Annotated in this window: 21 protein-coding genes, 1 tRNA gene, 2 pseudogenes and 1 riboswitch; of the genes and pseudogenes, 18 read left to right on the top strand and 6 right to left on the bottom strand. The window is 37.5% G+C overall.

Features of this window, described 5'->3' with window-relative positions; all coding sequences use genetic code 11:
* The first annotated feature begins 239 nt into the window (after positions 1-239).
* Positions 240-329: transfer RNA gene (locus EIH20_RS08335), tRNA-Ser, on the top strand.
* 88 nt (positions 330-417) lie between these two features.
* Here EIH20_RS08335 and EIH20_RS08700 read toward each other — a convergent pair.
* Positions 418-603 (bottom strand): annotated as a pseudogene (locus tag EIH20_RS08700) (tyrosine-type recombinase/integrase); the annotation flags it as partial.
* 184 nt (positions 604-787) lie between these two features.
* Entirely contained in the window at positions 788-961 is a 174-nt protein-coding gene (locus EIH20_RS08575) for a hypothetical protein (protein ID WP_164470918.1), read from the bottom strand.
* 661 nt (positions 962-1,622) lie between these two features.
* Here EIH20_RS08575 and EIH20_RS08345 point away from each other — a divergent pair.
* Both EIH20_RS08345 and EIH20_RS08350 read left to right on the top strand, forming a co-directional pair.
* Complete coding sequence (locus tag EIH20_RS08345; RefSeq protein WP_124059615.1) at positions 1,623-1,838, top strand: hypothetical protein; 216 nt, start codon at positions 1,623-1,625, stop codon at positions 1,836-1,838.
* 921 nt (positions 1,839-2,759) lie between these two features.
* Positions 2,760-3,566 (top strand): DUF3825 domain-containing protein, encoded by an 807-nt coding sequence (locus tag EIH20_RS08350; RefSeq protein ID WP_124059617.1) that lies wholly within the window; start codon positions 2,760-2,762, stop codon positions 3,564-3,566.
* Positions 3,567-4,297: 731 nt separating this feature from the next.
* Here the strand turns inward: EIH20_RS08350 and thiT are convergent.
* Entirely contained in the window at positions 4,298-4,876 is a 579-nt protein-coding gene (gene thiT / locus EIH20_RS08355) for an energy-coupled thiamine transporter ThiT (RefSeq protein WP_124059619.1), read from the bottom strand.
* A gap of 31 nt (positions 4,877-4,907) precedes the next feature.
* Positions 4,908-4,997, bottom strand: a riboswitch (TPP riboswitch).
* A gap of 376 nt (positions 4,998-5,373) precedes the next feature.
* On the opposite strand from thiT, the gene EIH20_RS08360 reads away from it, so the two are divergent.
* Positions 5,374-6,210: a hypothetical protein gene (locus EIH20_RS08360; RefSeq protein WP_124059621.1), complete on the top strand. Its 837-nt coding sequence runs from the start codon at positions 5,374-5,376 to the stop codon at positions 6,208-6,210.
* 47 nt (positions 6,211-6,257) lie between these two features.
* Here the strand turns inward: EIH20_RS08360 and EIH20_RS08365 are convergent, their stop codons facing one another.
* Positions 6,258-7,451 (bottom strand): coenzyme F420-0:L-glutamate ligase, encoded by a 1,194-nt coding sequence (locus tag EIH20_RS08365; protein WP_124059623.1) that lies wholly within the window; start codon positions 7,449-7,451, stop codon positions 6,258-6,260.
* A 103-nt stretch (positions 7,452-7,554) separates the two neighbouring features.
* Here EIH20_RS08365 and EIH20_RS08370 point away from each other — a divergent pair, with 103 nt between their 5' ends.
* A complete protein-coding gene (locus tag EIH20_RS08370) occupies positions 7,555-8,427 on the top strand; it encodes a LysR family transcriptional regulator (RefSeq protein WP_164470919.1) in 873 nt (290 codons plus the stop codon).
* Between the two features lie 67 nt (positions 8,428-8,494).
* Here EIH20_RS08370 and EIH20_RS08375 read toward each other — a convergent pair whose 3' ends face one another.
* Positions 8,495-8,728: a hypothetical protein gene (locus EIH20_RS08375; RefSeq protein ID WP_124059627.1), complete on the bottom strand. Its 234-nt coding sequence runs from the start codon at positions 8,726-8,728 to the stop codon at positions 8,495-8,497.
* Positions 8,729-8,895: 167 nt separating this feature from the next.
* Here EIH20_RS08375 and EIH20_RS08380 point away from each other — a divergent pair, with 167 nt between their 5' ends.
* The 5 genes from EIH20_RS08380 (at position 8,896) to EIH20_RS08400 (ending at position 13,226) form a co-directional block, all read left to right on the top strand.
* Positions 8,896-9,474 carry a xanthine phosphoribosyltransferase gene (locus tag EIH20_RS08380; RefSeq protein WP_124059653.1) on the top strand — a complete coding sequence of 193 codons (579 nt, stop codon included), beginning with the start codon at positions 8,896-8,898 and terminating at the stop codon, positions 9,472-9,474.
* 63 nt (positions 9,475-9,537) lie between these two features.
* Positions 9,538-11,067 (top strand): helicase HerA-like domain-containing protein, encoded by a 1,530-nt coding sequence (locus tag EIH20_RS08385; RefSeq protein ID WP_124059629.1) that lies wholly within the window; start codon positions 9,538-9,540, stop codon positions 11,065-11,067.
* 23 nt (positions 11,068-11,090) lie between these two features.
* On the top strand, positions 11,091-12,008 hold the full coding sequence (locus EIH20_RS08390; RefSeq protein ID WP_124059632.1) for an aldo/keto reductase: 918 nt from the start codon (positions 11,091-11,093) through the stop codon (positions 12,006-12,008).
* Positions 12,009-12,032: 24 nt separating this feature from the next.
* On the top strand, positions 12,033-12,875 hold the full coding sequence (locus tag EIH20_RS08395; protein WP_124059634.1) for an HAD family hydrolase: 843 nt from the start codon (positions 12,033-12,035) through the stop codon (positions 12,873-12,875).
* A gap of 15 nt (positions 12,876-12,890) precedes the next feature.
* Complete coding sequence (locus EIH20_RS08400) at positions 12,891-13,226, top strand: hypothetical protein (protein ID WP_124059636.1); 336 nt, start codon at positions 12,891-12,893, stop codon at positions 13,224-13,226.
* 68 nt (positions 13,227-13,294) lie between these two features.
* On the opposite strand, the gene EIH20_RS08405 is transcribed toward EIH20_RS08400, so the two are convergent.
* A complete protein-coding gene (locus tag EIH20_RS08405; RefSeq protein WP_124059638.1) occupies positions 13,295-14,329 on the bottom strand; it encodes an LTA glycolipid anchor biosynthesis glycosyltransferase, IagA/BgsA family in 1,035 nt (344 codons plus the stop codon).
* Between the two features lie 365 nt (positions 14,330-14,694).
* Between EIH20_RS08405 and EIH20_RS08410 the strand changes: the two genes are divergently transcribed.
* The 8 genes and pseudogenes from EIH20_RS08410 (at position 14,695) to EIH20_RS08440 (ending at position 22,317) form a co-directional block, all read left to right on the top strand.
* A complete protein-coding gene (locus EIH20_RS08410; RefSeq protein ID WP_164470920.1) occupies positions 14,695-15,525 on the top strand; it encodes a transporter substrate-binding domain-containing protein in 831 nt (276 codons plus the stop codon).
* A 19-nt stretch (positions 15,526-15,544) separates the two neighbouring features.
* Positions 15,545-16,318, top strand: coding sequence for an amino acid ABC transporter permease (locus EIH20_RS08415; protein WP_124059643.1), 774 nt, complete (start codon positions 15,545-15,547; stop codon positions 16,316-16,318).
* The gene (locus tag EIH20_RS08420) at positions 16,315-17,058 is read left to right on the top strand and encodes an amino acid ABC transporter ATP-binding protein (protein WP_124059645.1); all 744 of its coding nucleotides are present in this window, start codon (positions 16,315-16,317) and stop codon (positions 17,056-17,058) included. Before EIH20_RS08415 ends, EIH20_RS08420 begins: the two co-directional genes overlap by 4 nt.
* Before the next feature lie 1,050 nt (positions 17,059-18,108).
* Entirely contained in the window at positions 18,109-19,488 is a 1,380-nt protein-coding gene (gene rlmD / locus EIH20_RS08425; RefSeq protein WP_124059647.1) for a 23S rRNA (uracil(1939)-C(5))-methyltransferase RlmD, read from the top strand.
* 228 nt (positions 19,489-19,716) lie between these two features.
* A complete protein-coding gene (locus EIH20_RS08430; RefSeq protein ID WP_124059649.1) occupies positions 19,717-20,205 on the top strand; it encodes an NUDIX hydrolase in 489 nt (162 codons plus the stop codon).
* 473 nt (positions 20,206-20,678) lie between these two features.
* Entirely contained in the window at positions 20,679-20,882 is a 204-nt protein-coding gene (locus EIH20_RS08670; RefSeq protein ID WP_277423393.1) for a recombinase family protein, read from the top strand.
* Between the two features lie 20 nt (positions 20,883-20,902).
* Positions 20,903-21,553: pseudogene (locus EIH20_RS08435) on the top strand (recombinase family protein).
* A complete protein-coding gene (locus tag EIH20_RS08440; protein WP_124059651.1) occupies positions 21,550-22,317 on the top strand; it encodes a DUF4238 domain-containing protein in 768 nt (255 codons plus the stop codon). Before EIH20_RS08435 ends, EIH20_RS08440 begins: the two are co-directional and overlap by 4 nt.
* The last annotated feature ends 181 nt before the right edge of the window (positions 22,318-22,498 follow it).

The following is a 22,498-nucleotide window of genomic DNA, read 5'->3' on the forward strand; positions in this document are numbered from 1 at the left end:
ATTGGTAAATCCATGTTTTTAATAAACTTGTATTAACATTATACTTTTTGCATATTAATTTATACCCGAGTTTTTCTTCCCTGTATTCATTGATAAGTTTTAATTTAAAGGCTAATTCATGTTTTTTCTTCAAAATAAACACCCCTAAAGTTGAATTTTAAGGTTCAACTTTAGGGGTGCACTACATTCGGGGCTTTTCTTATGGCCTAAAATGCGGTAAAATAATAGAGTTAAATCTTGGAGAAGTACCGAAGAGGCTGTAACGGGACTGACTCGAAATCAGTTTGTCGGTTTACACCGGCACGGGGGTTCGAATCCCTTCTTCTCCGTACTATACACCATATGACACCATGCAAACGCCTATAACATAGGATTGTTGGTGTTTTTTTGTTTAAGTGATAAAAGTTTTTAGATCCCCTAGAAATTCACGTGTTTTGCGAAAAATTCAGCTGATTTATTTTGGTTGTCTTTCGTGACATGAGTATATATGTTCATAGTCGTTTGAATATCAAAGTGGCCCCGCCGTTGCATGACGTCTTTCATAGGGAGTCCCGCTTTAAATAACAAACTGAAATGAGTATGTCTAAAGCCATGGATATTAATCAATGGCAAACAGCCAAGGGTATTAGTCTTATGGTCATATGAACCGATAATCTCAACAAAGCCTATTATTTCAACAATTGAGCAACCATATTTTGATCTACTACAACACATCTATTGAATTTGATTTACGGTGAATTTAATAGATGTGTTTTTAGTATTAACTTTACAATTTATAATGTAGATATTATCCTTTATCGTTCTTATTAATAAACTTATAAATCCTGTCAAAAATCTGTGAAAAAATCCCAGCAATAATAAATGCTTTTGCTCCTAAAGATTCTCTATATTGAATTAATATTGTTAAAATAATAATCCCTGCTATTATCATGAAAATATAATATTTATTTTTTTTGCTCATATAATACTCCTTAATATTTAATTTAGTTGTCTAGTAAGTAATTAGATGACTTATAATTTTTATTTTTTAAAACGTATATTAAACATTCGAAATGTTGTACTTTTATAATAGAATACTTAGATAATTTACATAGATAGTCATTTCAGTTAGATTTAATTGAGTATATTATAGTATTAATAATATTAAACTATTACAAAATATCTTTGATGCTATTTGATTAATTGTATGAGTAGTTATGTTTATTGTTAATTTTCATGCATTTTCATAATAGTTTTTTGCATATTGCGTTCTTCTTTACCAATTTTTTCATCAAAAGAATCTAACATATTTTCAATTTAATCATTAAAGGATGTTGCTAAGCTCATTAATTAGTCAACTTAACGGTGAATTATTTCAATGATTTGGGTAAGGCCATTAAACCAAGCCAAATCTTTGATTTGAAATGGAATGCGACCGATACTGCCTATGGTAGATTCGATAGAAAATTTTCTTGAACCGATCATTCACCTTTAGTAGTTAAAGAGGATAATCACGTGTACCTCGGTTATCATAGATTATTCATGGTAACAAAGATAACATACCAGAAGAATATTTTAATGCTGGTGATGATCCATTATTTGAACATTTTGTTAATAAAGTCCACTTACGTGGCTATATTATTATGGAAGCTGGAGGTGAGGTAGACATTTCAGATTTTAATGATTCCTTTATTAATGATAAAAAAGGGGATATTAAATCCATATTTAAGCAACAGTCAACCGGATTTAATGAAATAAAAATTAATGAGGCGTCAAAAAAAGAAGCATTCATCCTTCGTGATTCTGTCATTGATACCCTCGTTCCATATCAAAAGAAGCCCAAGATGAATCTACAATAGATATAGGTTAGACTCTTTTATTTGAAATGAAGTCGCATTTCGTTGTTATGATGATGGCACATTAAGAGACATCGTTGTAGAAAATAAAAAGGGTGAATTTCAAAATGCAAAATTGATAAAAGAAAATTTAGATTTAGCATATAAAGTAAGAGATGACTTTGTTAAACCTATTGTTCATTATCAAAAAGAACCACAAATTAATCTACAATGACTATATAATTTAATAAATCATTTCAAATAACAACTAGACGGGCATTAAACGGTTCTGACTTCAAATCAGTGAAGTAAAAATGGTTTGAGAAAAAATATTTTATATGATGAATCGCAATAAAAATTGAGACAAATAATTTAACTGAGTATATCTAATTATTGAGTTTCATAAAATGAATTTTACACTAATATTATGGAGCTGAAGTATGATAGGATAAATGTAATTAATGCTTAGTGTATATAGAAGAAGTAAGTCAATCAGAAATAGGATATATAACTGAATAATAACTATTTTATTAAAATGAAAGTTAAGACCGAAAATAGACGAAAGGAGAAACGGTAGTAAAAATTAAGCTGGGTGGGCTTATTTGCTATGGCTAGCAGAGTCTTAAGGGTATATAATGGCTTTAAAAGATTGGTATTTATCAAGTTGATTTTATTTTTTAAAAGTAGCTATTCATTGTTATTATCCTGATTTTTGATTGTTTGAGAAAAGTATTTTTGTTGTTGAAAAGTAAGATTTCGTTCGAACAAATGTCACTATTGAACTGATGATAGAAATCTTTAGTCAGTGACTTGGTTTAATTATTCACCCGTTAAATTACTGATAGTTCTATCAGTGATTAGTGGTATAAATGATATTAATAATGAATGATTTTATCTTCTTAGTCTAATGTTCTATTCAATTTAATTAAAATGGAGGATTAAAGTATGGAAATACAACAATATTTGGTTGAAAAAGATTTAAATGTATTTAAACGTTTCGCATCCACTGGTAGCAAAGCCTCGTTTGATAATAAGTTGAAATATTTAACTAAAATAGCTGAACAAGAAAAATGGTTTTTTGAAAACGATTCTGGTGAAGATTTTTCAGTAATATTTTACTATATTATTCATACATTTGATCAAGTTTTTAAACAGAATAAAATCACGATAAATGATGACAAGACGAAAGCAGTTTTTAATACTGGATTGTTGACTGATTTAGGGTATGAAATATACGGATTATTTGAAAAAAATACTCATTTTGATGGAGAATTGGGTAAGTCTAATTATTGGCATTTTAAGAGTTTTGTAACAGAAAATGAACGAGCTTTCACTGAAATCGATATAAATAAACCAAAAATGGCAACTTTTTTTACTGACTATAATGAATTGTACTTTAACCCAGACAAAGAAATTGAAATTAATTTTGATCATATTTATGACGATAATTTTGACCGATTACCCGAAGAATTACAATCACTTGAAAAAACGGTTGCAAAACAAGTTTTTGATGGTGCACTTAAGCATACGATTTTAAGAATTAAAAGAAATAATAGAATACCCGTTCCCCAAATTTATAATGATTCTGTTATGTTTCTGATACCAGTTAAAGTTTTAGGCACAAAAACAGTAGTGATAGCAGTGGAAGAACAAGGAAAAGTTTATCGTGCCAATACCATTTTAACGATGTCTATGGCTTATAATTGTGCTAGACTATTGACTCGGCCAGAAAGTAACTGGCTTTTAATTTAATGCTTGACAAATTATTTTTAGATGGTATATTATTCATTAAAGGGAATTATACATGACAATTTATAATTAAACTTAAATAAATTATTTATTCCCTTAATACGAACAAATATAATTTTTTACAATATACATTGAGAAATATAAAAAAGTACAATCTATGTGATTGTACTTTTTATTTATTTTAAAGATAAGTTTTGTCCCTCTAAACATTGGCGTATGGATAGATTAGCATTCAATTTGGCATTCAAAGTGGTTTAAGCATTGATTTAATAAGGTTTATCCAACACCAATCTTCTCCGTTTCTAATGTTGATTTAACAACGTTTCTAATGGCTTTTCCAACATGTTTCCAACAATAAATTATTTTGGATATTTTTCTTTTACAATAATTATCGAAAGGTAGGTTATAAATCCTTTAAACTAGGATTTGTAACCTGTCTTTTTTGATTAAAAAGCCAGTTATGTATAATGTAAAAAGCTGCTATACTAGGGATGAAATCGACTAAGCCATATATGGTGGAGGCCAGGTGGGATGAGAAAATATTGGCACGTTTTGTGAAAATGGAGCGTCATGATTTTGTTGCTCGTTCAAAGTCCGGTTAGGATTTTGGCAGTGATCAATTTATTCTACTGGGAGTTCATGGCCTTTTGGAGGGTACAGTTTAGTAAAAAGCAAAAAACCGAATGTCTCAAGGGACATTCGGTTTTTGTATGCGATCTCTTTACGATTGAATTTTAGTAGCCTTGTGTCTTGGTTCCGATTAAACGGCGATAGGATTTTACCAAGAGGGCTAACACAATGGCGCAGCAAAGGGTTTCAGACAAGAAGGCACCGCCGTTGACAAGGAAAGAGTATAAATAAGGACTTTGACCTTTAGGCGCATAAGAACCCCAGAAGAGGAAGCCGGCAATAAAGTGAATCACATAGCGGGTGAAAGAGCCAATGACTAAAGCCGCTACAGCGATTTTGACTTGTTTAAGGTAGTTAGCCGGTTCGCTAGCAAGGACTGCTTGCATTTTTGGAGCTAAGAGACCCGCTAAGCCGATGAGAGCGAAAGCTACAAAATATTCTAATACGAATTGGAAAAGAGTAAGAATATAAGCATTGCCCACTATATATTGCAAGAGCCCCCATAAGAACCCACCAGCGACACCAGCACCTGTTCCACGGCGAAGAGCTAAGATGATGATTGGCACCATTTTGACTGAAACAGTAAAGCTCCAAGATGGTGAAGGAATCATAATATCAATCAATAAGGCGATGGCCGCACAAAGGGCAATCTCGATTAGGGTCTGGGTTTTGATTTTTTGCATAAAAAATACTCCTTTTCTGGGCAACACAAATAAGGAGTAGACGGAACATCTTGACGCAAGCATTATCTTGATCCAATGAAGGGTATAATCTCAGCCAGTTACGGCACCCCTTGTTCATGTTGACTATTAAATTTAATAAGAATTATAACATAGCGATGGCCAATTGCAAGTTGTCTTAAAAATCCATTCAAAGGATAGACTAAAATATATTTTTTTCGCTTGATTATTAGTAAATTGAAATAGTTAGAAAGGGCAGGATTTGCGCTTTTCTTTTAAAGGATTTGACCACTGGGAGAGCTTTCCGATACTGAAGAAATAATTTAGTAGATTGTTTTATCGGTTACTTGCTAGAAAAAAAAGGATGATACATTTTGTGATTTATTGCTGTCAATTAATCAGTTTGTGGTTTCTTTTGTTTGAATATTGATAATCAAATCTCTTATACTTTAGGCGAAGTGAGATTACTTCAAAATAAAAGATTAATGGAGGAAAATATTATGTCTAAGTCACTTAAAAAGTTAGTTTTAGCCGGATTAAGCGCTAGTTTAATTTTATCCCCCTTGGCATTCAACGTGAATGTCTTTGCAGAAGAGTCTACCACCCAAGCTGAAGCAGAGTCAAAAGATGAATCAGCGACAACAGAGGCAGCAAGCCAAGAATCTTCAGAAGAAAGTCAAGACAGCAGTGAGTCAACGACTGAAGAAACAAAAAATCTTGCTGATTTAACTGATGAAGAGAAGAAACAAGCTATCTTACCGCCATTAGGTTATGAATTAGATGAATCAAAATATGAAAAAGTAGATGAAATCGAGAAGAAATTCGAAGAAGTCATCACTAAAGCTAAAGAAAATAAGGGTAAAATGACTTCTGATGAAGTGAAAGAAATCATGGGTGAACCGAATAAAGAAAGCCAAGTAAATAGCTCTACTTTCTTAAAATATGTCGGTATCGCTGAAGATGGAAAACAAGTCGTACTTTATGATTTCCAAATTAACGATGGCGAAAAACAAATCAACAATGCCGTGCGTGAAAACCGTACCTTCGCTTGGTTTGAAAAATTGGATCTTAAAACGGAAGAATTAACCCCAATCCAACAAGACGAAGATGGCGTGAAACAATTGCATGAAAAATTAGGCGATCCATTAAAAACCGAATATTACTTCGAGTTAAATAATGTGGTTTATACATGGTACTCTGAAGACAAAAATGTTGAAGAAGATGCCATTGTAGGTGTAGAAGTGACGGCTGATATGGAGACTGAAAAAATTTCTGAACTTCGTTATTTAAGTGGTAAAGATTTAGAAAAAATGGAATCTACAACTGAAGCACAATAATATTATCTTAAGCTAAAAGGCCCTCCTAACGGAGGGCCTCTTTGTCATTAATTTGTATAGTTATCAAAGTAACCTTGGATATAAATAATAGGAGTTCCTTTATCACCCGATCCGGAAACTAAGTCACATAAACTACCTAGTAAATCAGTTAATTGGCGAGGAGTGGTTCCTTGAGTTGCCATTTGTCCCACTAAGTCAGCTTCTTTATCTTGGATAGCTTGCTGAATAGCTTGTTTTAAGGCTTGGCCGGATAAGTCTTTGAAATCATTATCGGCTAGATATTTTAATTTAAGTTCATTCGGTGTACCTTCTAATCCGCTAGTATAGCCAGGAGATACCACAGGATCAGCTAATTCCCAAATTTTACCAACTGGATCTTTGAAGGCACCGTCGCCATAGACCATAACTTCGATCGTTTTGCCGGTACGACGAGCGACTTCGACTTGGATGGCTTCAACTAGTTCTTGGCAGTCACGTGGGAATAATTTGATGCTTTCCTCAGTGGCCTTATTGGAGCCAAGTAAACCATATTGAGGGTTATAACCAGAGCCATCAATGGATTGATTCATAATATCATCTAGCGAACGGACACATTTAGCTCCCCGTTTAAGTAAGAGGTTTTTAGTACGTTGACGGGTATGGATATCACAGTTGATAACATAGTCAGTGTGTTGAAGAATGGTGAAAGGACTGTTAGCAAAAATGACTTCGCATTCTTTACCTTCTGCTTCGACGATTTCTTTATAATAAGCGACATAGTCAATACCGGTAAATTCATGATTTTGTTGACCGAATAATTTACGATATTGAGCTTCATCCATCACGTCAGTCCATGGGTCAAGGCCAGCGGCATCCATCTGTTCTAGGCTGATCAGATGATTACCGACTTCATCGGCAGGGAAGGATAATTGTAAAATAATTTTTTTAGCTTGGCTGCGAGCAATCGCTCTTAAAATGATAGCAAAGCGGTTGCGACTTAGGATTGGGAAAATAACCCCAAGCGTTTGACCCGCGAAATCTCGGTTTAAATCTTCAGCCACTTGATCGATGGTCACATAGTTCCCTTGCGTACGGGCAACGACACTTTCGGTAATGGCTAAAACATCTTTTTGGCCAATTTTAATATCTTCTTGTTGATAGACTTGATCTAATAAATCCGGAATCAATTGAACTAAATTATCCCCTTGTTTAAAAATAGGGGCTCTTAAGCCACGGGCAACTGTTCCAATTAAGCGTTCCATATTTACACTCCTTTATCTTCATAACCTTACTTGTAGCTTAGCCTAGTTTGTGGTATAAGTAAAATAACAAAAAGCGATGCTAAACATAAAAGGAGCTTATGACATGAGCCGGATGACCGTTTATCAAGTCTTTATCGAAGTGGCAAAGCGAGGAAACTTCTCCAAAGCAGCCCAAGAATTGTATCTCACCCAACCCGCTGTTTCGCAAATGATTTCCAGCCTGGAACAAGACTTAGGCGTCAAACTCTTCGCGCGTCAGTCACGGGGGGTGAGTCTGACCCAAGAAGGTCAGGTCTTTTACCAACATATTATTCAAGCCTTGGACCAGATTGACCAAGCTGAGCAGATGATGCAATCGATGAAAGATTTGCAATCAGGGCTTTTACGGATTGGGGTCTCTGATACGGTGTCGCGGTATGTTTTGCCCAAAAGTCTGAAACGCTTTGCTGAGCGTTATCCTCATATTTTAGTGCAAATTGCCAGTGGAACCAGTCAAGAATTAGAAGTGATGCTTCAGCAGGATCAGGTCGATTTAGTGATTGGTTTCCAACCCCAACAGCTAGATGATTATGATTTCCATTGTCTTTTAGTTATTCATGAAGCTGTTGTAGCAAGCGCTGAATTAGCGAGTCAATTAAATCCAGTGAATGATGTGCAAGAGCTCAACCAAGTCAAGTTGATGATGCTTGACCGTAAGAGTGGGACCCGCCAACGAATCGATCAAGCCCTTAGCGACCAAGGAATCGATTTAAAGCCAGACATTGAGCTAGCCAGTTACGAATTATTAGCAGCCTTTGCTCGTGAAAGCATGGGCTTAGCCATTCTTTCAAAAGAATTTGTTGAGAATTTGGAAGTTATTTCTGTGCCCTTTAAGTTGCCTGAACGCCCTATGGGTTACTACACCAAGAAGTCAGCTAGTTTATCAATTGCCAGCCAAGCCTTTATCGACGAATTGAAAACGACTTGGCAAGTTTAAGGGGAATATAGTCAAAGAGGACTCACTGCAAGATTAGCTTGCAAGCGAGTCCTCTTAATTTGTTAAATTATTCGACGATTTCGTAAGATAAGTTTTTAGCTTCGTCGACGGTTAAAGTGACCGATTGGCCCTTGTTGCGTAAAGCATCAACAATGCGATCGATATGCGCTTTGTCGTACATTAAAGCTTTACATGATTCACCTTTGTAACGAACGAGCTTTTCTGACCAATATTGGAGAATATCTACAAATTCTCTTAGGTCCGATGTCGTCACACTATTCGAATATGGTTGTTGATTCATTGTATTTCCCCCTAACTTACGTTTTTAATTATACCCAATTTTCAAACAAGAATAAATCCCTATTTAAAGAAGTGAAAAGAAGTAGATGAAATTTTAACAAAAAGCCCGCAAAGTTGGTAAAGTAAAGTATAATAGAAGAAAGTTTGTAAAGAAGGGAACATGTTATGATGAGCAATTTAAAAGAACGTATTCTTAAAGATGGGGTGGTATATCCTAATAATGTTTTAAAGGTAGACTCTTTCTTAAATCATCAGATTGATCCACAAGTCATTCACGAGATTGCTGAAGCTTTCTACCAACACTTCAAAGATAAGGGCATTACCAAAGTATTTACGATTGAAGCATCTGGAATTGCACCCGCGATTATGACGGCTATGCGGTTTGAAGTGCCTATGTTATTTGCCAAAAAATCCTTGCCTTCAACCTTAAAGAAAGATGATCAGTATGAAACCAAAGTTCATTCTTATACTAAGAATGTCACTAGCAACGTTATTATCTCCAAGCATTATTTACAAGCCGATGATGTCGTTCTCATCGTTGACGATTTCTTAGCCAACGGTGAAGCAGCAAAAGGTTTGATGGATTTAGTTCATCAGGCTGGAGCTAAAGTAGCCGGTGTGGGTATCTGTATTGAAAAATCTTTCCAACCTGGTCGTCAAACTTTGGAAGATTTAGGAGCCGAAGTATATTCAATTTGCCGAATTAAATCCTTAGCTAACCAGGAAGTAACATTTATTGAAGACTAAGCATATTTTGGGTATTCTTAAGCTAGATTATTTAAGAAAATGAATGATTCAGGAGGCGTCAATATGTCAGAAGTGTCAGCTATTCAATTTGGTTATGGTCAAGGAGCCGCGTCACTCTATCTCAATAAGTTAAATCGCCATGGTATTATTGCCGGTGCCACCGGGACCGGTAAAACCGTCACTTTGAAAGTTATCGCTGAACAACTGAGTCAAGCAGGCGTTCCTGTTTTCTTATCTGATATTAAAGGAGATTTGATGAGCCTTTGCCAAGAAGGGTCGACTGAAGGTTTAGCTGATCGCTTGACCCAAACGCATTATGAAACCTATCAACCGATGGCTTTTCCGATCCAAGTTTGGGATGTATTAGCCAAAGAAGGAACCCCTTTACGGATGACGGTTTCAGAAATGGGACCCATCTTGTTAACCCGTCTTTTGGGCCTGAACGACGTTCAAGAAAGCATCTTGAATATTGTCTTTAAAGTGGCCGATGAGAAGGGCTTATTATTGATTGACCTTATGGATCTACGCGCTATGTTGAATTATGTAGCCGATCATGCTAAAGAACTTTCGGATTATTATGGTAATATCTCAGCTCAATCCATTGGGGCAATCTTACGATCGATGGTGGTCTTGGAAGAACAAGGGGGCTCCATCTTCTTTGGTGAACCAAGTCTGGCAATTGAAGATTTTATCAAGACCGCGTCGGATGGTCGAGGTGTGATTAATATCTTGAATGCTAAAGAAATTTATATGAAGCCGACCTTATATGCGACGGTCTTGTTGACGGTCTTAGCTGAACTTTTTGAAACTTTACCAGAAGTAGGGGATTTAGATAAGCCTAAGATGGTCTTCTTCTTTGATGAGGCGCATACTCTATTCAAGGATACGCCAAAAGCTTTGCTCGATAAGATCGAATTAATTGTGCGTTTGATTCGGTCTAAAGGGGTGGGTGTCTTCTTCGTGACCCAAAACCCAACCGATATTCCAGATACGGTGGCTAGTCAATTGGGTAACCGAATTCAACATGGATTACGGGCCTTCACACCAAAAGAAATCAAAGTAGTGGATGCCGTTGCGCAAACTTTCCGTCAAGCAGAGGGGCAAGATTTAGCAAAAGTCATTCAAGAATTAAAAGTGGGACAAGCTGTGGTTTCAACCTTGCAAGAAGATGGAACACCAAGTTTAGCTGACCAAGTCTTTATCTATCCACCGATGTCTAAAATGGGAACCGTTGACCCAAGTGTTCTTTTAGCTCAACTCAATGCGTCACCATTATTAGAAAAATACGGTGAGCCAGTTAATCGCGAAAGTGCTCATGAACAGATCGCAGCCATGACCCAAGCTGATCAAGAGCAGATGATGAAGCAAGCTGAGCAAGCCGAAAAACAAACTACCCGGGCAGACTCAACTAGCGATCAAGCTGAAGATAAATCGATTATTGAAGAAATTGGCGGTTCTATTTTGAAATCTACGCGCCGGTCAAGTCGCAGTGATACAGCAATGGAACGGTTCCAAAAGAACTTGATGAGTTCAGTGGGCCGCGAAGTCGGACGTGTGATTAGTCGTGGTATTTTAGGTATGTTTAAGAAATAATCACCAGAAAGGTGGCTAGCATTATGAGGTATCAAGCAGTCGGCTGTGCCGACATTCAAGCCAGTAGTCTAGCTTTGGGCTGTATGAGAATGTCAAGTTTGTCCAGCCAAGCAGCCGGTCAAGTTTTGCAACAATGTCAAGAATTAGGCATTAATTTCTTTGACCATGCCGATATCTATGGTCAAGGACAAGCTGAGCGTGTTTTTGGTCAAGCCATAAAAGACCTAGGAATCGACCGCCAATCCATTTACCTTCAGTCAAAATGTGGGATCCGCCAAGGGTACTTTGATTTTTCTAAACAGCATATCGTCCAATCGGTGGAGGGAATCTTAGACCGTTTACAGACAGATTACCTGGACTTCTTACTCCTTCATCGGCCAGATGCCCTTGTAGAACCGGAGGAAGTCGCAGAAGCTTTTGATCAATTAGCTCGCCAAGGTAAAGTGCGTTATTTCGGTGTCTCCAATCATAATCCGGCGCAAATTAGCTTGTTGCAAACCTATGTTGATCAGCCGCTCGTAGCCAATCAGTTGCAATTTGGGCCCGCTCATACGCCGATGTTGGATGCAGGACTCAATGTGAATATGTTAAATGATGCGGCGAGCATGCGCGATGGTGGTACAATCGAATTTTGTCGCCAAGCCAATATTACCATTCAACCTTGGTCACCATTCCAAGTGGACTTAGAGCAAGGGCTTTTCTTAAACCATCCGAATTTTGCTGGTCTAAGTCAACAATTAGCTAAGATGGCTGAGGAGCGTTCTGTTAGTGTCGAAGCCGTGGTTATTGCTTGGCTTATGCGCCACCCGGCTAAGATGCAACCTATTTTGGGTTCGATGAATCCTGAACGTTTAGCTAAAATGGCCGATGGACTCGCGATTGAATTGACGCGACCTGAATGGTATGAAATTTATCGTAGTGCCGGTCACGTGTTACCATAAAAAGAGTAAGAGATAGGAGTAATTATGACGGTTAAATTAATTGCGATTGATATGGATGCTACTTTATTGCGCGACGACAAGAGCTTTGATCATCCTCGCTTTAAAGACATTCATCAACAATTGTGTGATCAAGGGCATGTTGTTTGTATTGCATCGGGCAATTCGTATCCCAAATTAATCGAATTTTTTGATGATCAAGATCGACAAAAGCTGTACTTTGCCAGTGATAACGGTAATTATATTGTCAAGGAGAACCAAGTGTTGGAAACCATTGGTTTGACTAAAGACCAACTTTTGACTGTGGCCGATTATCTAGATGAGGTGGGCGGTTACCATCTAGACGTCAGTACTGGGTCGGGCAATTATTTCCGGGAAGCAAATGGAAAAGCCTATGACCATATCAAACGCTATAATCCCAATGTAACCTATATTAAGAACTTCCAAGAATTGCCTGATGATAGTCATATTGTCAAAATTGCGGTCTTAGGGTATCATCCCCTTGATCATTTAAAACAGACGGTGAGCCAGATTAAAGCTCAGTTTGGTGACTTCTGTGATGCGGTAACCAGTGGTGATCATTGGATTGATATCTATCACCGTCAGGGTGGTAAAGGATCAGGTATTCAGTATCTGCAAGATAAATATCAGATTAGTCCTGCAGAGACCATGGTGTTCGGGGACTCAATGAATGATCGGTCAATGATGCTCAAGGCGCATTATGGGGTAGCCATGGGAAATGCCGATTCAGAATTGCTCAAGTATGCGGGCTATCAAATAGGAACAAACCAAGATCAAGCCGTACTGACTGTTTTAGCTGAATATTTGAAGCAAGGGAACTTGGCTTTTCTAGAAGCCTATAAACGATAAGGGATTTGATAAAAGATGGCTAAGCGTCATAATTCAACGAATAAGAAAGATAATAGTAAAGATTTTGTCCAAGTGGATGCCTATCTAATACCGGCTGCCCAAGCAGAAATGTACCGTATTTTACGGGAAGCAGTGGCGGATGAGATGGTGAGCCTGCTTCAAGCACGCTATCCACAAGTCCAACGAGAAATACTTAACCCAGATGAAGGGGAAGCCATCGTAGCCTATGATTCACATGGACAAGTGCGCGTATGTTTCCATTTGAATCCGGGCAATATTTCTGAAGCGCAGAAGGCGCGGGACAAAGATCAATTGGATAAACTTGTTTTAAAATTTGAAATGAATGAATAAAGAAAATGCAGTCTCCTGTGGCCATGGAAATACCACCAGAATGGAGACTGCATTTTTATTAAGACTGATTAGAATTTAGAGTTGCTTTGTTGGCGTTGTTGAGCGAGTTTAAGGGCGCGCTCGTAAACGTCACGTAATTGATGGCCAATGGCCGGAAGATCACGATTTTCAGCGACTTCATAGGCAGCATCTGTTAAGGAAGGGAGTTGACCATCCTTGAAGGCTTGAATATAGTCTTGAAAAGCATCAATGTCTTTGGCCTTATAGACATTGGCTTCATGTTCCAACCATTCGCCAAAGACAGGAATATCTCGAACAATGAAGTCAGCTTTAGCAGCGCAAGCTTCAACAGCTGGGATGCCTTCGGTTTCTTCATAGGTTGTAAAGATGTAGAGATCAGTTCCCTGTAAAGCCGTGATGATTTCTTTGTTCTCGACATAGCCTGCAAAGCGAAGATTAGGAAGTTGGGTTTCCACCGCTTCTCTGATCTTATTAGGAACGAGATTGAGATTAGTAAAGCCAAACCAGATGAATTGAATATGCGGCATGCGTTTAGCTAGTTCAACAAAGTCTAGAATTCCTTTGCGTTCTAGATAAAGACCGATTCCCATCACGATAAAGTCACTAGCTTGATAGCCGTATTTTTGTTCGATAAGTTGGCGTGCATGAGGAATAGGAGTAAATTTGTTCAAATCAATCCCATTGGAAATGGGAACAATTTCTCGATCAAGGGGATAGGTTTCTAAGATCTTCTTGGCATAAGGGGTCGGGGTGATTAAGATATCGCCAAGGCGATAGCAAGAGAGTAACCATTGTTTGAACAAGGGCGAAAGTTGGTTTGAAAAGAGAAATGAGTTACGAAAGTCTTCTTCGGTGGAATGGGCATGGTAAACAATGGCTTTACCATCTTTACGACACTTACGCGCAAAAGCCATCGATTCATAAAAGTAAGTGTTGATATGAAGTACATCGAAATCGTCTTGGCTATTTAATGTGTAATCAATGCCAGCTAATTCTAAAGCCCGCATCTGATGATTAATCGATTTACCCAAACCAGATTTAGAAATTTTATCTAATTGTTCACTATAGAGTAGAACTTTCATCTAAAATCTCCTTCCTACCTGTCAGATTGATTTGAACCATCTTGCTGTCCAAACCTTACAAATTTGAGTATATCATATTTTGTCAAACGGTGAAAATCCGACCATCGTCTGATTTAAAGGAACTAATAATGGCAAAATAATTGGTAGTGAAAGAAGCAGATTTTTTCAGAAAATAAGAAGGGAATTATGCAAAAAAGGGTATTTATTTGTGAAAAAAAGTAGACACAAACTCAAATATAGCTTAGAATAATAAGACCCTAAAGGTTAATACAAAACGTTCTATTATCAGTCTTGTGAATGTGTTAATGAATGAATGTTATAGGTCCATTAGTTGCTTGAATTACAAAAAGAAAAAGGTGAAAACAATGAACTCCATTTACAAATTTGGCTTAGCCTTTCTTGTGTTAGTAGGCTTAATCGTCTGGAACCCCTTTGAGGCTAAGCTTGATCCGAATGCTCCTAAACCTTTATTGATAGGTATGGAAGCTGCCTATCCTCCTTATAATTGGACGCAAAAGACAGCAGCAAACCAAGCCGTTCCTATTGTTGACTCTTCTGATTATGCCAATGGATATGATGTTCAAGTAGCTCGAAAAATTGGTCAAGCCTTAAATCGGCCAGTTAAAGTAGTCAAGATTGAATGGGATGGCTTAATTCCGGCTTTGATGGCCAATAAGGTTGACTTAATCATTGCGGGTATGTCGCCAACATCTGCGCGTAAAGAAGTCATTAGCTTTAGCCAGGCCTATTATGATATTCGCTTTGCTCTAGTTATGAAACAAGGGTCTCCCTATCTGAAGGGCCACGGTTTAAAGGACTTTGCTGGAGCACGGATTACGGGTCAGATTGGGACCTTACACTATAATCTGATTAAGCAACTTCAAGGTGCTAAGCGAACTCAAGCGATGGAATCCTTCCCGGTGATGAGAATGGGTGTTAAAACGGGGAAGACCGATGCCTATATCACCGAAGAATCAGAAGCCATTGCTGCTACGATGGCTGATCCAAGTCTAACCTATGTTATTCTTGATGATCAGTTCAAAGTGGATCCGGCTGATAAGATGATCTCGATTGGGATGGAAAAGGACAGTCCCTTGCAAGCTCAAGTTAATCAAGTCCTCAGTCAGATAACGGCTGAAGAGAGACAGGCTATGATGACGCAAGCCATTAAATTACAAGCTCAAGCCGCCCAATAAAATGTAAAGGAGACCCATTATGCAAGCATTTTTACAAACCATGTATCAAATATTAATGGAAAATTGGCCTAGCTATTTGAAAGGGACCGCCTACACCTTGCTGATTACCTTTATCGGTACCTCGATTGGGGTTTTTATCGGTATTATGGTTGGCATCGTGAAGACCTATCCAGATTCTAAGATTCCGTGGAAGCAACGCCTACTAACGATTGCAGATAAGCTGTTGGACGCCTATGTGGCTATCTTCCGGGGTACTCCAATGATTGTTCAAGCGATGATTATTTATTATGGGACCGCTATCCTTTGGGATTGGAATATTAGTCCGTTGCAAGCTGCTTTCTTGATTGTATCCATCAATACGGGTGCGTATATGGCAGAAATTATTCGTGGAGGCATTATCTCTGTCGATCATGGCCAATATGAAGCCGCCCAAACGATTGGGATGACCCACATGCAAGCTATGCAAGAAATAGTGATGCCTCAGGTCTTCCGTAATGCCTTACCGGCCATTGGTAACGAATTTGTCATCAACGTTAAAGATACCTCTGTTTTGAATGTTATTTCGGTGAATGAACTCTTCTTCACCTCTAAGACAGTGGCAGGTACCAATTATCGTTTCTTCGAAACCTTCCTCTTAACCGCTATTATTTACTTTATTTTAACGGTAACCATTACTTGGTTATTACGTCGTTTGGAAAAGCGGATGGATGCGGTAAGCGACCCTTATATTGGTTCAGGTCAACAGCAATTGAAAGTCGCTCCTAAAGTCAAAGTTAAAGGAGGGGTAAAATGAGTATCATTGAAGTTAAAGATGTGACCAAGTCTTTTGGCGAACGCCAAGTCTTAAAAGGCATTAACTTTACCGTCGAAGAGGGTGAGGTCGTTTCAATCATTGGGACATCTGGATCAGGGAAGTCAACGCTTTTACGCTGTCTTAATTTGTTAGAGACGCCGACTACTGGGCAAATCTTCTATAAGGGACAAAATGTCTTAGATCCCAACTATGCAGCCAATGAGTATCGTAAACATATCGGTATGGTTTTCCAACAGTTTAATTTATTTAATAATTTAACGGTCTTAGAAAATTGTACGGTGGGTCCGGTTAAGGTCATGCATCGGCCTTTGGAAGAATCGCAGCAATTGGCGATTAAGCATTTGGAGCAAGTTGGTATGCAGGATTTCCTCAATGCCAAGCCGGCTACCCTGTCAGGTGGGCAAAAGCAACGGGTCGCTATTGCCCGTGCTTTAACTATGCAACCCGATGCAATCTTGTTTGATGAACCGACTTCAGCCCTGGATCCAGAAATGGTGGGGGATGTGTTGGCTGTTATGAAGGATTTAGCTGAACATTCTGGTTTGACGATGATTGTGGTGACGCATGAGATGGAGTTTGCGCGTGATGTTTCGGATCGGGTTCTCTTTATGGACCAAGGGGTTATTGCTGAACAAGGAAAACCAGAAGACTTGTTTACGCAACCTAAAGAAGAACGGACGCGCCAGTTCCTAGAGCGCTATTTGTTGGATAAGAATTAAGGAAAAAGAAAAATATACAGAGAGTTATTAAGCATTATGTATCGCTGGCAATCCTAGCAAGCCTTGGTCTTGCTAGGTTAAGGACTACTTAATCTGTAAGGAACTAAAGTTCCAACAGCTAAAGTGCGTCCTTAAGCCTTTAAGCGATGATAATGTTAATAACTCTCTATTTTTGTTACTAAAAAGTTGAGTGTGATTAAGCAAAAATAGCCTTATCGTGAAGTTAGTAGACACCCACTAAGCCGAGGTCTTAGTGGTCAAAAGTCTACTTTATCTGTAAAGGAGTAAACTTCCAACAGCTAAAGTGTGTCTTTTGGTCAACCCGTACTAATATCACGATAAGGCTTGATTAGCTATTTTTTATTTTGTGAGTGTAGTGATGGACTTGAAGCGATGATAATCTTAATAACTCTCTATTTTTATTAGTAACAGTTGAGTGTAATCAAGCATAAATAGCCTTATCGTGAAGTTAGTAGACACCCACTAAGCCGAGGTCTTAGTGGTCAAAAGTCTACTTTATTTGTAAGGGAGTAAACTCCCAACAGCTAAAGTGTGTCTTTTGGTCAACCAGTACTACTATCACGATAAGGCTTGGTTAGCTATTTTTATTTTGTGAGTGTGGCGAGAGTCATGAAGCGATGATTATGTTAATAACTCTCTATTTTTGTTACTAATAGTTGAGTGTGATTAAGCAAAAATAGCCTTATCGTGAAGTTAGTAGACACCCACTAAGCCGAGGTCTTAGTGGTCAAAAGTCTACTTTATCTGTAAAGGAGTAAACTTCTAACAGCTAAAGTGTGTCTTTTGGCCAACCCGTACTAATATCACGATAAGGCTTGGTTAGCTATTTTTATTTTGTGAGTGTAGCGAGGGGCTTGAAGCGATGATAATGTTTATAATTTACTATTTTTATTGCTAACAGTAAGAAACAGCCTGATTTATAACTGGGGGATCTTGAAATTGATCTAAGTCGATAAAGTCATAGAGTTACCGTGTTGGGAATGTTACAATGAAGAGGACTATGAGGCAGAGAAAAAGGAGAAACGATTAATGACACAAGCAAAAGATTTATATAAGAAAAATCAAGAATTAGAAGGTAAGGTGGTTGACTTAACTTCAGAAGGATCAGGCGTGGTTAAAATCGATGATTTTCCTTTCTTCGTTGAAGGTGCGCTACCCGGTGAATGGGTTAAAATCAAAGTAATGAAAGTGGGTAAATCATTTGGCTTTGCTCGCTTAATGGACGTTATGGAGCCTAGTCCTGACCGTGTCCCTGAAAAAGATCAGGTAGGTCGCCAAATTGGTACCATGACCTTACAACATTTAGCTTATCCTGCGCAATTGAAATATAAGCAAGAAAGTGTCCGAGCCGTCTTTCAACGTTTGGGTTATTTTACCGATGTTGAGGTGGCTGAAACAGTCGGCATGGATCATCCTTGGGAATACCGAAATAAAGCCCAAATCCCGGTTCGTGAAGTTAAAGGGCATTTAGAGACCGGTTTCTTCCGTAAGAACAGTCATGACTTAGTTCCGGTTGAGAATTTTTATATTCAACATAAAGAAATTGACCAAGCTATTGTAGTGGTGCGTGATATTTTGCGTCGTTATGAAATCATGCCTTATTTTGAGAAGAGTCAGAATGGTTTAATCCGCCATATTATCGTTAAACGTGGCTTCCATACAGGCGAAATGATGATTGTTTTGGTGACAACCAAGAGACGTCTGGGTGTTGAGGAGGATTTGGTCCGCGAAATTACCCAGCAACTGCCAAATGTAGTCTCAATTGTGGTCAATGTGAACCCTAAGAATTCGAATGTGATTTTGGGTAAGGAAAATCGGGTGATTTATGGACGTCCATATTATACCGATACCATGTTAGGTTTGACCTTCCGCATCTCACCAAATTCCTTCTTCCAAGTTAATACCCAACAAGCTGAAAAACTCTATCAACTCGCCTTAGAAGCTGCCGATTTGAAGGGGCATGAAACGGTTTTGGATGCCTATTGTGGCATCGGGACGATTTCGTTGGCACTGGCCCGGCATGCCAAACAAGTCTATGCTATGGAAATCGTGCCAGAAGCTATTGAGATGGCCAACCAAAATGCTCAGATAAACAAACTAGACAATGTCACCTTTGAGGTCGGGGCAGCCGAGCATGTCTTACCGAAATGGAATCAAGCCGGCATCAAATTCGATGTTGTAGTCGTTGACCCACCACGCAAAGGATTGGATCCTTCTTTTGTAGAAACCTTAATTGAACAAAATCCTGAAAAGATTGTCTATGTATCGTGCAACCCTGCAACTTGTGCCCGAGACTGCCGCTTATTAGCCGATGCTGGCTACCAACTCGGCACCGTCCAACCCGTTGACCAATTCCCACAGACAGCACATGTGGAGGCTCTAGTATTGCTGACAAGGGAAAGTGAGTAAGGTAGTTCTGAAAGGCTTGAAATCAAGGGGGTTATTATTTTTGGGCTTGAATATTACATGTTGAAAATTTTGAAATTTGTGTTCAAAAATATATCCTAAATACCAATTTGTAGCAACAATGCGAATATTCTGGAAGGGGCATGTCACCACTTTGGATATTTAGAAGGTTGTGTCAACGGTATAGACGGAGTAAAAAATATAATATTAATTAGAATTTGTGGAGGCATAATGGAGTACGATTGTGGATTTGAAAAAGAGAACAATTGGTTTAGATATCGCACCGGTGGAATCATAATTCATAATAATAAAATGCTTTTTGTTAAAAGTGCAGTTGGTGATCATTATTATATGATAGGGGGTGGTGTACATTTAGGTGAAAAGTCAACTACATGTATTGTACGAGAGGTTTTTGAAGAATCAGGTATAGATGCCCGTGTAGAACACCTTGCAGTAGTGTGTGAAAATTTCTTTAAAGGCGTTGGTGGGAAAATCGATGGATTAAACTGTCATACAGTAGAATTTTATTACTATATGCAGATTGTAGATGATGATGTTAGTTTTTGTAAAGATACAACTGATTCTGGAGAAGCTTTGGTATGGTTACCAATTGAAAAGATTGAAAAATTCAAGATTAAGCCGTCGTTTGTAAAAGATCACATTAATGAAATAATAAACGGAAAAACCACGATTCATATTATTGAGGAAAAAGATAGATAGCTCTCGGCTTATCCGTCTTAAACCTTTTAACGATAGCTTCTACCTATCGTTAAAAGGTTTATTGATATGTTTCTACAAACAGACAGGCTGATTTGACATTTTTAGTGTTCATTCGTTTCATGTCGAGTGTATCGTATTGATGGAAAAGGTGAAAGAGTAATATGTTGATATATCAGCTTTTTGAATGTGCATACCATATTCAAGGGGCTGTTTTTTTAGTATAATTGGATTGGAAATGGTTGAGGTTGGGAATTGTATCTAAAAATTAATAGCTAGTATGTGGGAATTGGTCAACATCTTTTCATATAAAAAATGAATAAAAATAAATTTAAGTAGCCTACTCATCATGAGGTTATTCTATATAGATAGTTAGGCTGAATGTAATTAGTTAAGTCATTCTAGAAAGTGAGGGAACCAATGAATTTAAAGGACAACATGCATTATAATCCAGCTAGTCACTGAAACATAAGCGAGTGGGAATTTATGCGCGTGTAAGCTCGAATACAAAAGATCAGTTACGAAGTCTAGCTAATCAGGTTTCGGCCTTAACTCAGAAAGTTTCCTTAGTTGAGGATTGGCGGTTAGTTGATATCTATATTGATGTAGCCTCAGCCAAAGCAAAATCAAAGCGGGAAGAGTATAATCGTCTCATTGATGACTGTCGTAATAAAAAGTAATTATCGTTATCACAAAAAGTGTGAGTCGTTTTGGCCGAGATACGATTGAAGCATTAGAGACAGTAAGATTACTCAAGGAATTAAAAGTTCGACTAATTTTTGATCAAGAAGACATTGATACTGACAGGGATGATAGGGAGCTACTGTTAACAATTTATGAATCTTTAGCTCAAGCTGATAATGAGTCCCGCAGTCAGAATATCAAATTGGGGCACAGGTACAGAACGATGGATGGAACATCAAAACTCTATCATCGAAAATGTTATGGCTATGATCATGATAAAGATGGTTTGCTAATTGTTAATGAAGAGCAAGCCACAGTTGTTAGGCAGATTTTTGCTTGGTATCTTGAGGGGAAAAGTATTGTAGGCTTAATTAAATTACTTAAAGAAAATCATATTCCCTCACCACGAGGAAAAGCTAAGTGATCTAAACGTGCGCTCGACCTCATGTTGAGTAATGAAAAGTACATTGGAAAAGTCCACTTGTTTAAAGGGAATGAGTATGAAGACAGTAATCTGAGAGAAGGTAATCATCCGCCTATTATTCGAAAGCATGTGTTTGATAAGGTGCAGGATGAGAAAATTAGACGGAGTAATGTGGTTAGAATAGGCGAAGAAGATGTGAGGAAGAATAGTAGGTATAGCTCAAACAGAAGTGGTGAACAATGAAGACTAAAAAACAACATTATATTCCACAATTCTTTTTAAAAATGTTTTCTGAAAAGAACGATAGTTTAGTTAGTGTTTATTTGAAACCTCAAGATAAATTTATTTTAACTAACACCAAAAGAATTTGTTACAGAGATTATTACTATGATCCAGATAATATTGAAAAGTTTAACATCTGGTTAGTTGAATATGCGCGGAAGTTGAAAATAGAACTAAATACTGAATTACTAGCAAAAGATCAGTATATAGAATCTGTCTATTTAAATACATTAGAAATTACAACGGCTAATTTTCTGAAGAAAATTTTGGAAAGTAGCAATGGGATACTACTTCAGGATGATATGTTTAGAGTATGTTTTTTAATTTTTATCATTAATTTACATGCAAGGTCACCATATTATAGAGTAAAGTATGAGTATCTTTTTAATCAAAGAAACGAAGCATACGCAAGGTTTCCTAAAGAAATACAAAATCAATTAAAAAACAGATTAAAAGTGACGGCAAAAGAACAACAAATTATTGAAATTTTAGATTTGCACTTTTATTTTGAAGATATTATCGCAAGAAGTAAATATGAGTGGAGTTTAGCCATATTAGATAGAGAGAGTTTTTTTATAGGTGATAACTTTACTCAACTTTATGACTTAAAGGAATTATGTATCCCAATATCATTAGATAGAGCAATTTTGATTAGGCCAAAAGATCCAAACCAAAGAAAATGGTATTTGGAAAGATCTAATAAAAAATATATAACCAAATTGTAGTGCACCCCTAAAGTTGAACCTTAAAATTCAACTTTAGGGGTGTTTATTTTGAATAAAAAACATGAATTAGCCTTTAAATTAAAACTTATCAATGAATACAGGGAAGAAAAACTCGGGTATAAATTAATATGCAAAAAGTATAATGTTAATACAAGTTTATTAAAAACATGGATTTACCAAT

It is taken from the genome of Vaginisenegalia massiliensis, from assembly GCF_900604935.1.
In the GTDB taxonomy this organism is placed as follows: Bacteria; Bacillota; Bacilli; order Lactobacillales; family Aerococcaceae; genus Vaginisenegalia; species Vaginisenegalia massiliensis.

Excerpts from the sequence above, each read along its gene's own strand:
- EIH20_RS08575 (WP_164470918.1), bottom strand. The coding sequence starts at position 961 with ATGAGCAAAAAAAATAAATATTATATTTTCATGATAATAGCAGGGATT.
- EIH20_RS08345 (WP_124059615.1), top strand. The coding sequence starts at position 1,623 with ATGGAAGCTGGAGGTGAGGTAGACATTTCAGATTTTAATGATTCCTTT.
- EIH20_RS08350 (WP_124059617.1), top strand. The coding sequence starts at position 2,760 with ATGGAAATACAACAATATTTGGTTGAAAAAGATTTAAATGTATTTAAA.
- thiT (WP_124059619.1), bottom strand. The coding sequence starts at position 4,876 with ATGCAAAAAATCAAAACCCAGACCCTAATCGAGATTGCCCTTTGTGCG.
- EIH20_RS08360 (WP_124059621.1), top strand. The coding sequence starts at position 5,374 with ATGTCTAAGTCACTTAAAAAGTTAGTTTTAGCCGGATTAAGCGCTAGT.
- EIH20_RS08365 (WP_124059623.1), bottom strand. The coding sequence starts at position 7,451 with ATGGAACGCTTAATTGGAACAGTTGCCCGTGGCTTAAGAGCCCCTATT.
- EIH20_RS08370 (WP_164470919.1), top strand. The coding sequence starts at position 7,555 with ATGAGCCGGATGACCGTTTATCAAGTCTTTATCGAAGTGGCAAAGCGA.
- EIH20_RS08375 (WP_124059627.1), bottom strand. The coding sequence starts at position 8,728 with ATGAATCAACAACCATATTCGAATAGTGTGACGACATCGGACCTAAGA.
- EIH20_RS08380 (WP_124059653.1), top strand. The coding sequence starts at position 8,896 with ATGAGCAATTTAAAAGAACGTATTCTTAAAGATGGGGTGGTATATCCT.
- EIH20_RS08385 (WP_124059629.1), top strand. The coding sequence starts at position 9,538 with ATGTCAGAAGTGTCAGCTATTCAATTTGGTTATGGTCAAGGAGCCGCG.
- EIH20_RS08390 (WP_124059632.1), top strand. The coding sequence starts at position 11,091 with ATGAGGTATCAAGCAGTCGGCTGTGCCGACATTCAAGCCAGTAGTCTA.
- EIH20_RS08395 (WP_124059634.1), top strand. The coding sequence starts at position 12,033 with ATGACGGTTAAATTAATTGCGATTGATATGGATGCTACTTTATTGCGC.
- EIH20_RS08400 (WP_124059636.1), top strand. The coding sequence starts at position 12,891 with ATGGCTAAGCGTCATAATTCAACGAATAAGAAAGATAATAGTAAAGAT.
- EIH20_RS08405 (WP_124059638.1), bottom strand. The coding sequence starts at position 14,329 with ATGAAAGTTCTACTCTATAGTGAACAATTAGATAAAATTTCTAAATCT.
- EIH20_RS08410 (WP_164470920.1), top strand. The coding sequence starts at position 14,695 with ATGAACTCCATTTACAAATTTGGCTTAGCCTTTCTTGTGTTAGTAGGC.
- EIH20_RS08415 (WP_124059643.1), top strand. The coding sequence starts at position 15,545 with ATGCAAGCATTTTTACAAACCATGTATCAAATATTAATGGAAAATTGG.
- EIH20_RS08420 (WP_124059645.1), top strand. The coding sequence starts at position 16,315 with ATGAGTATCATTGAAGTTAAAGATGTGACCAAGTCTTTTGGCGAACGC.
- rlmD (WP_124059647.1), top strand. The coding sequence starts at position 18,109 with ATGACACAAGCAAAAGATTTATATAAGAAAAATCAAGAATTAGAAGGT.
- EIH20_RS08430 (WP_124059649.1), top strand. The coding sequence starts at position 19,717 with ATGGAGTACGATTGTGGATTTGAAAAAGAGAACAATTGGTTTAGATAT.
- EIH20_RS08440 (WP_124059651.1), top strand. The coding sequence starts at position 21,550 with ATGAAGACTAAAAAACAACATTATATTCCACAATTCTTTTTAAAAATG.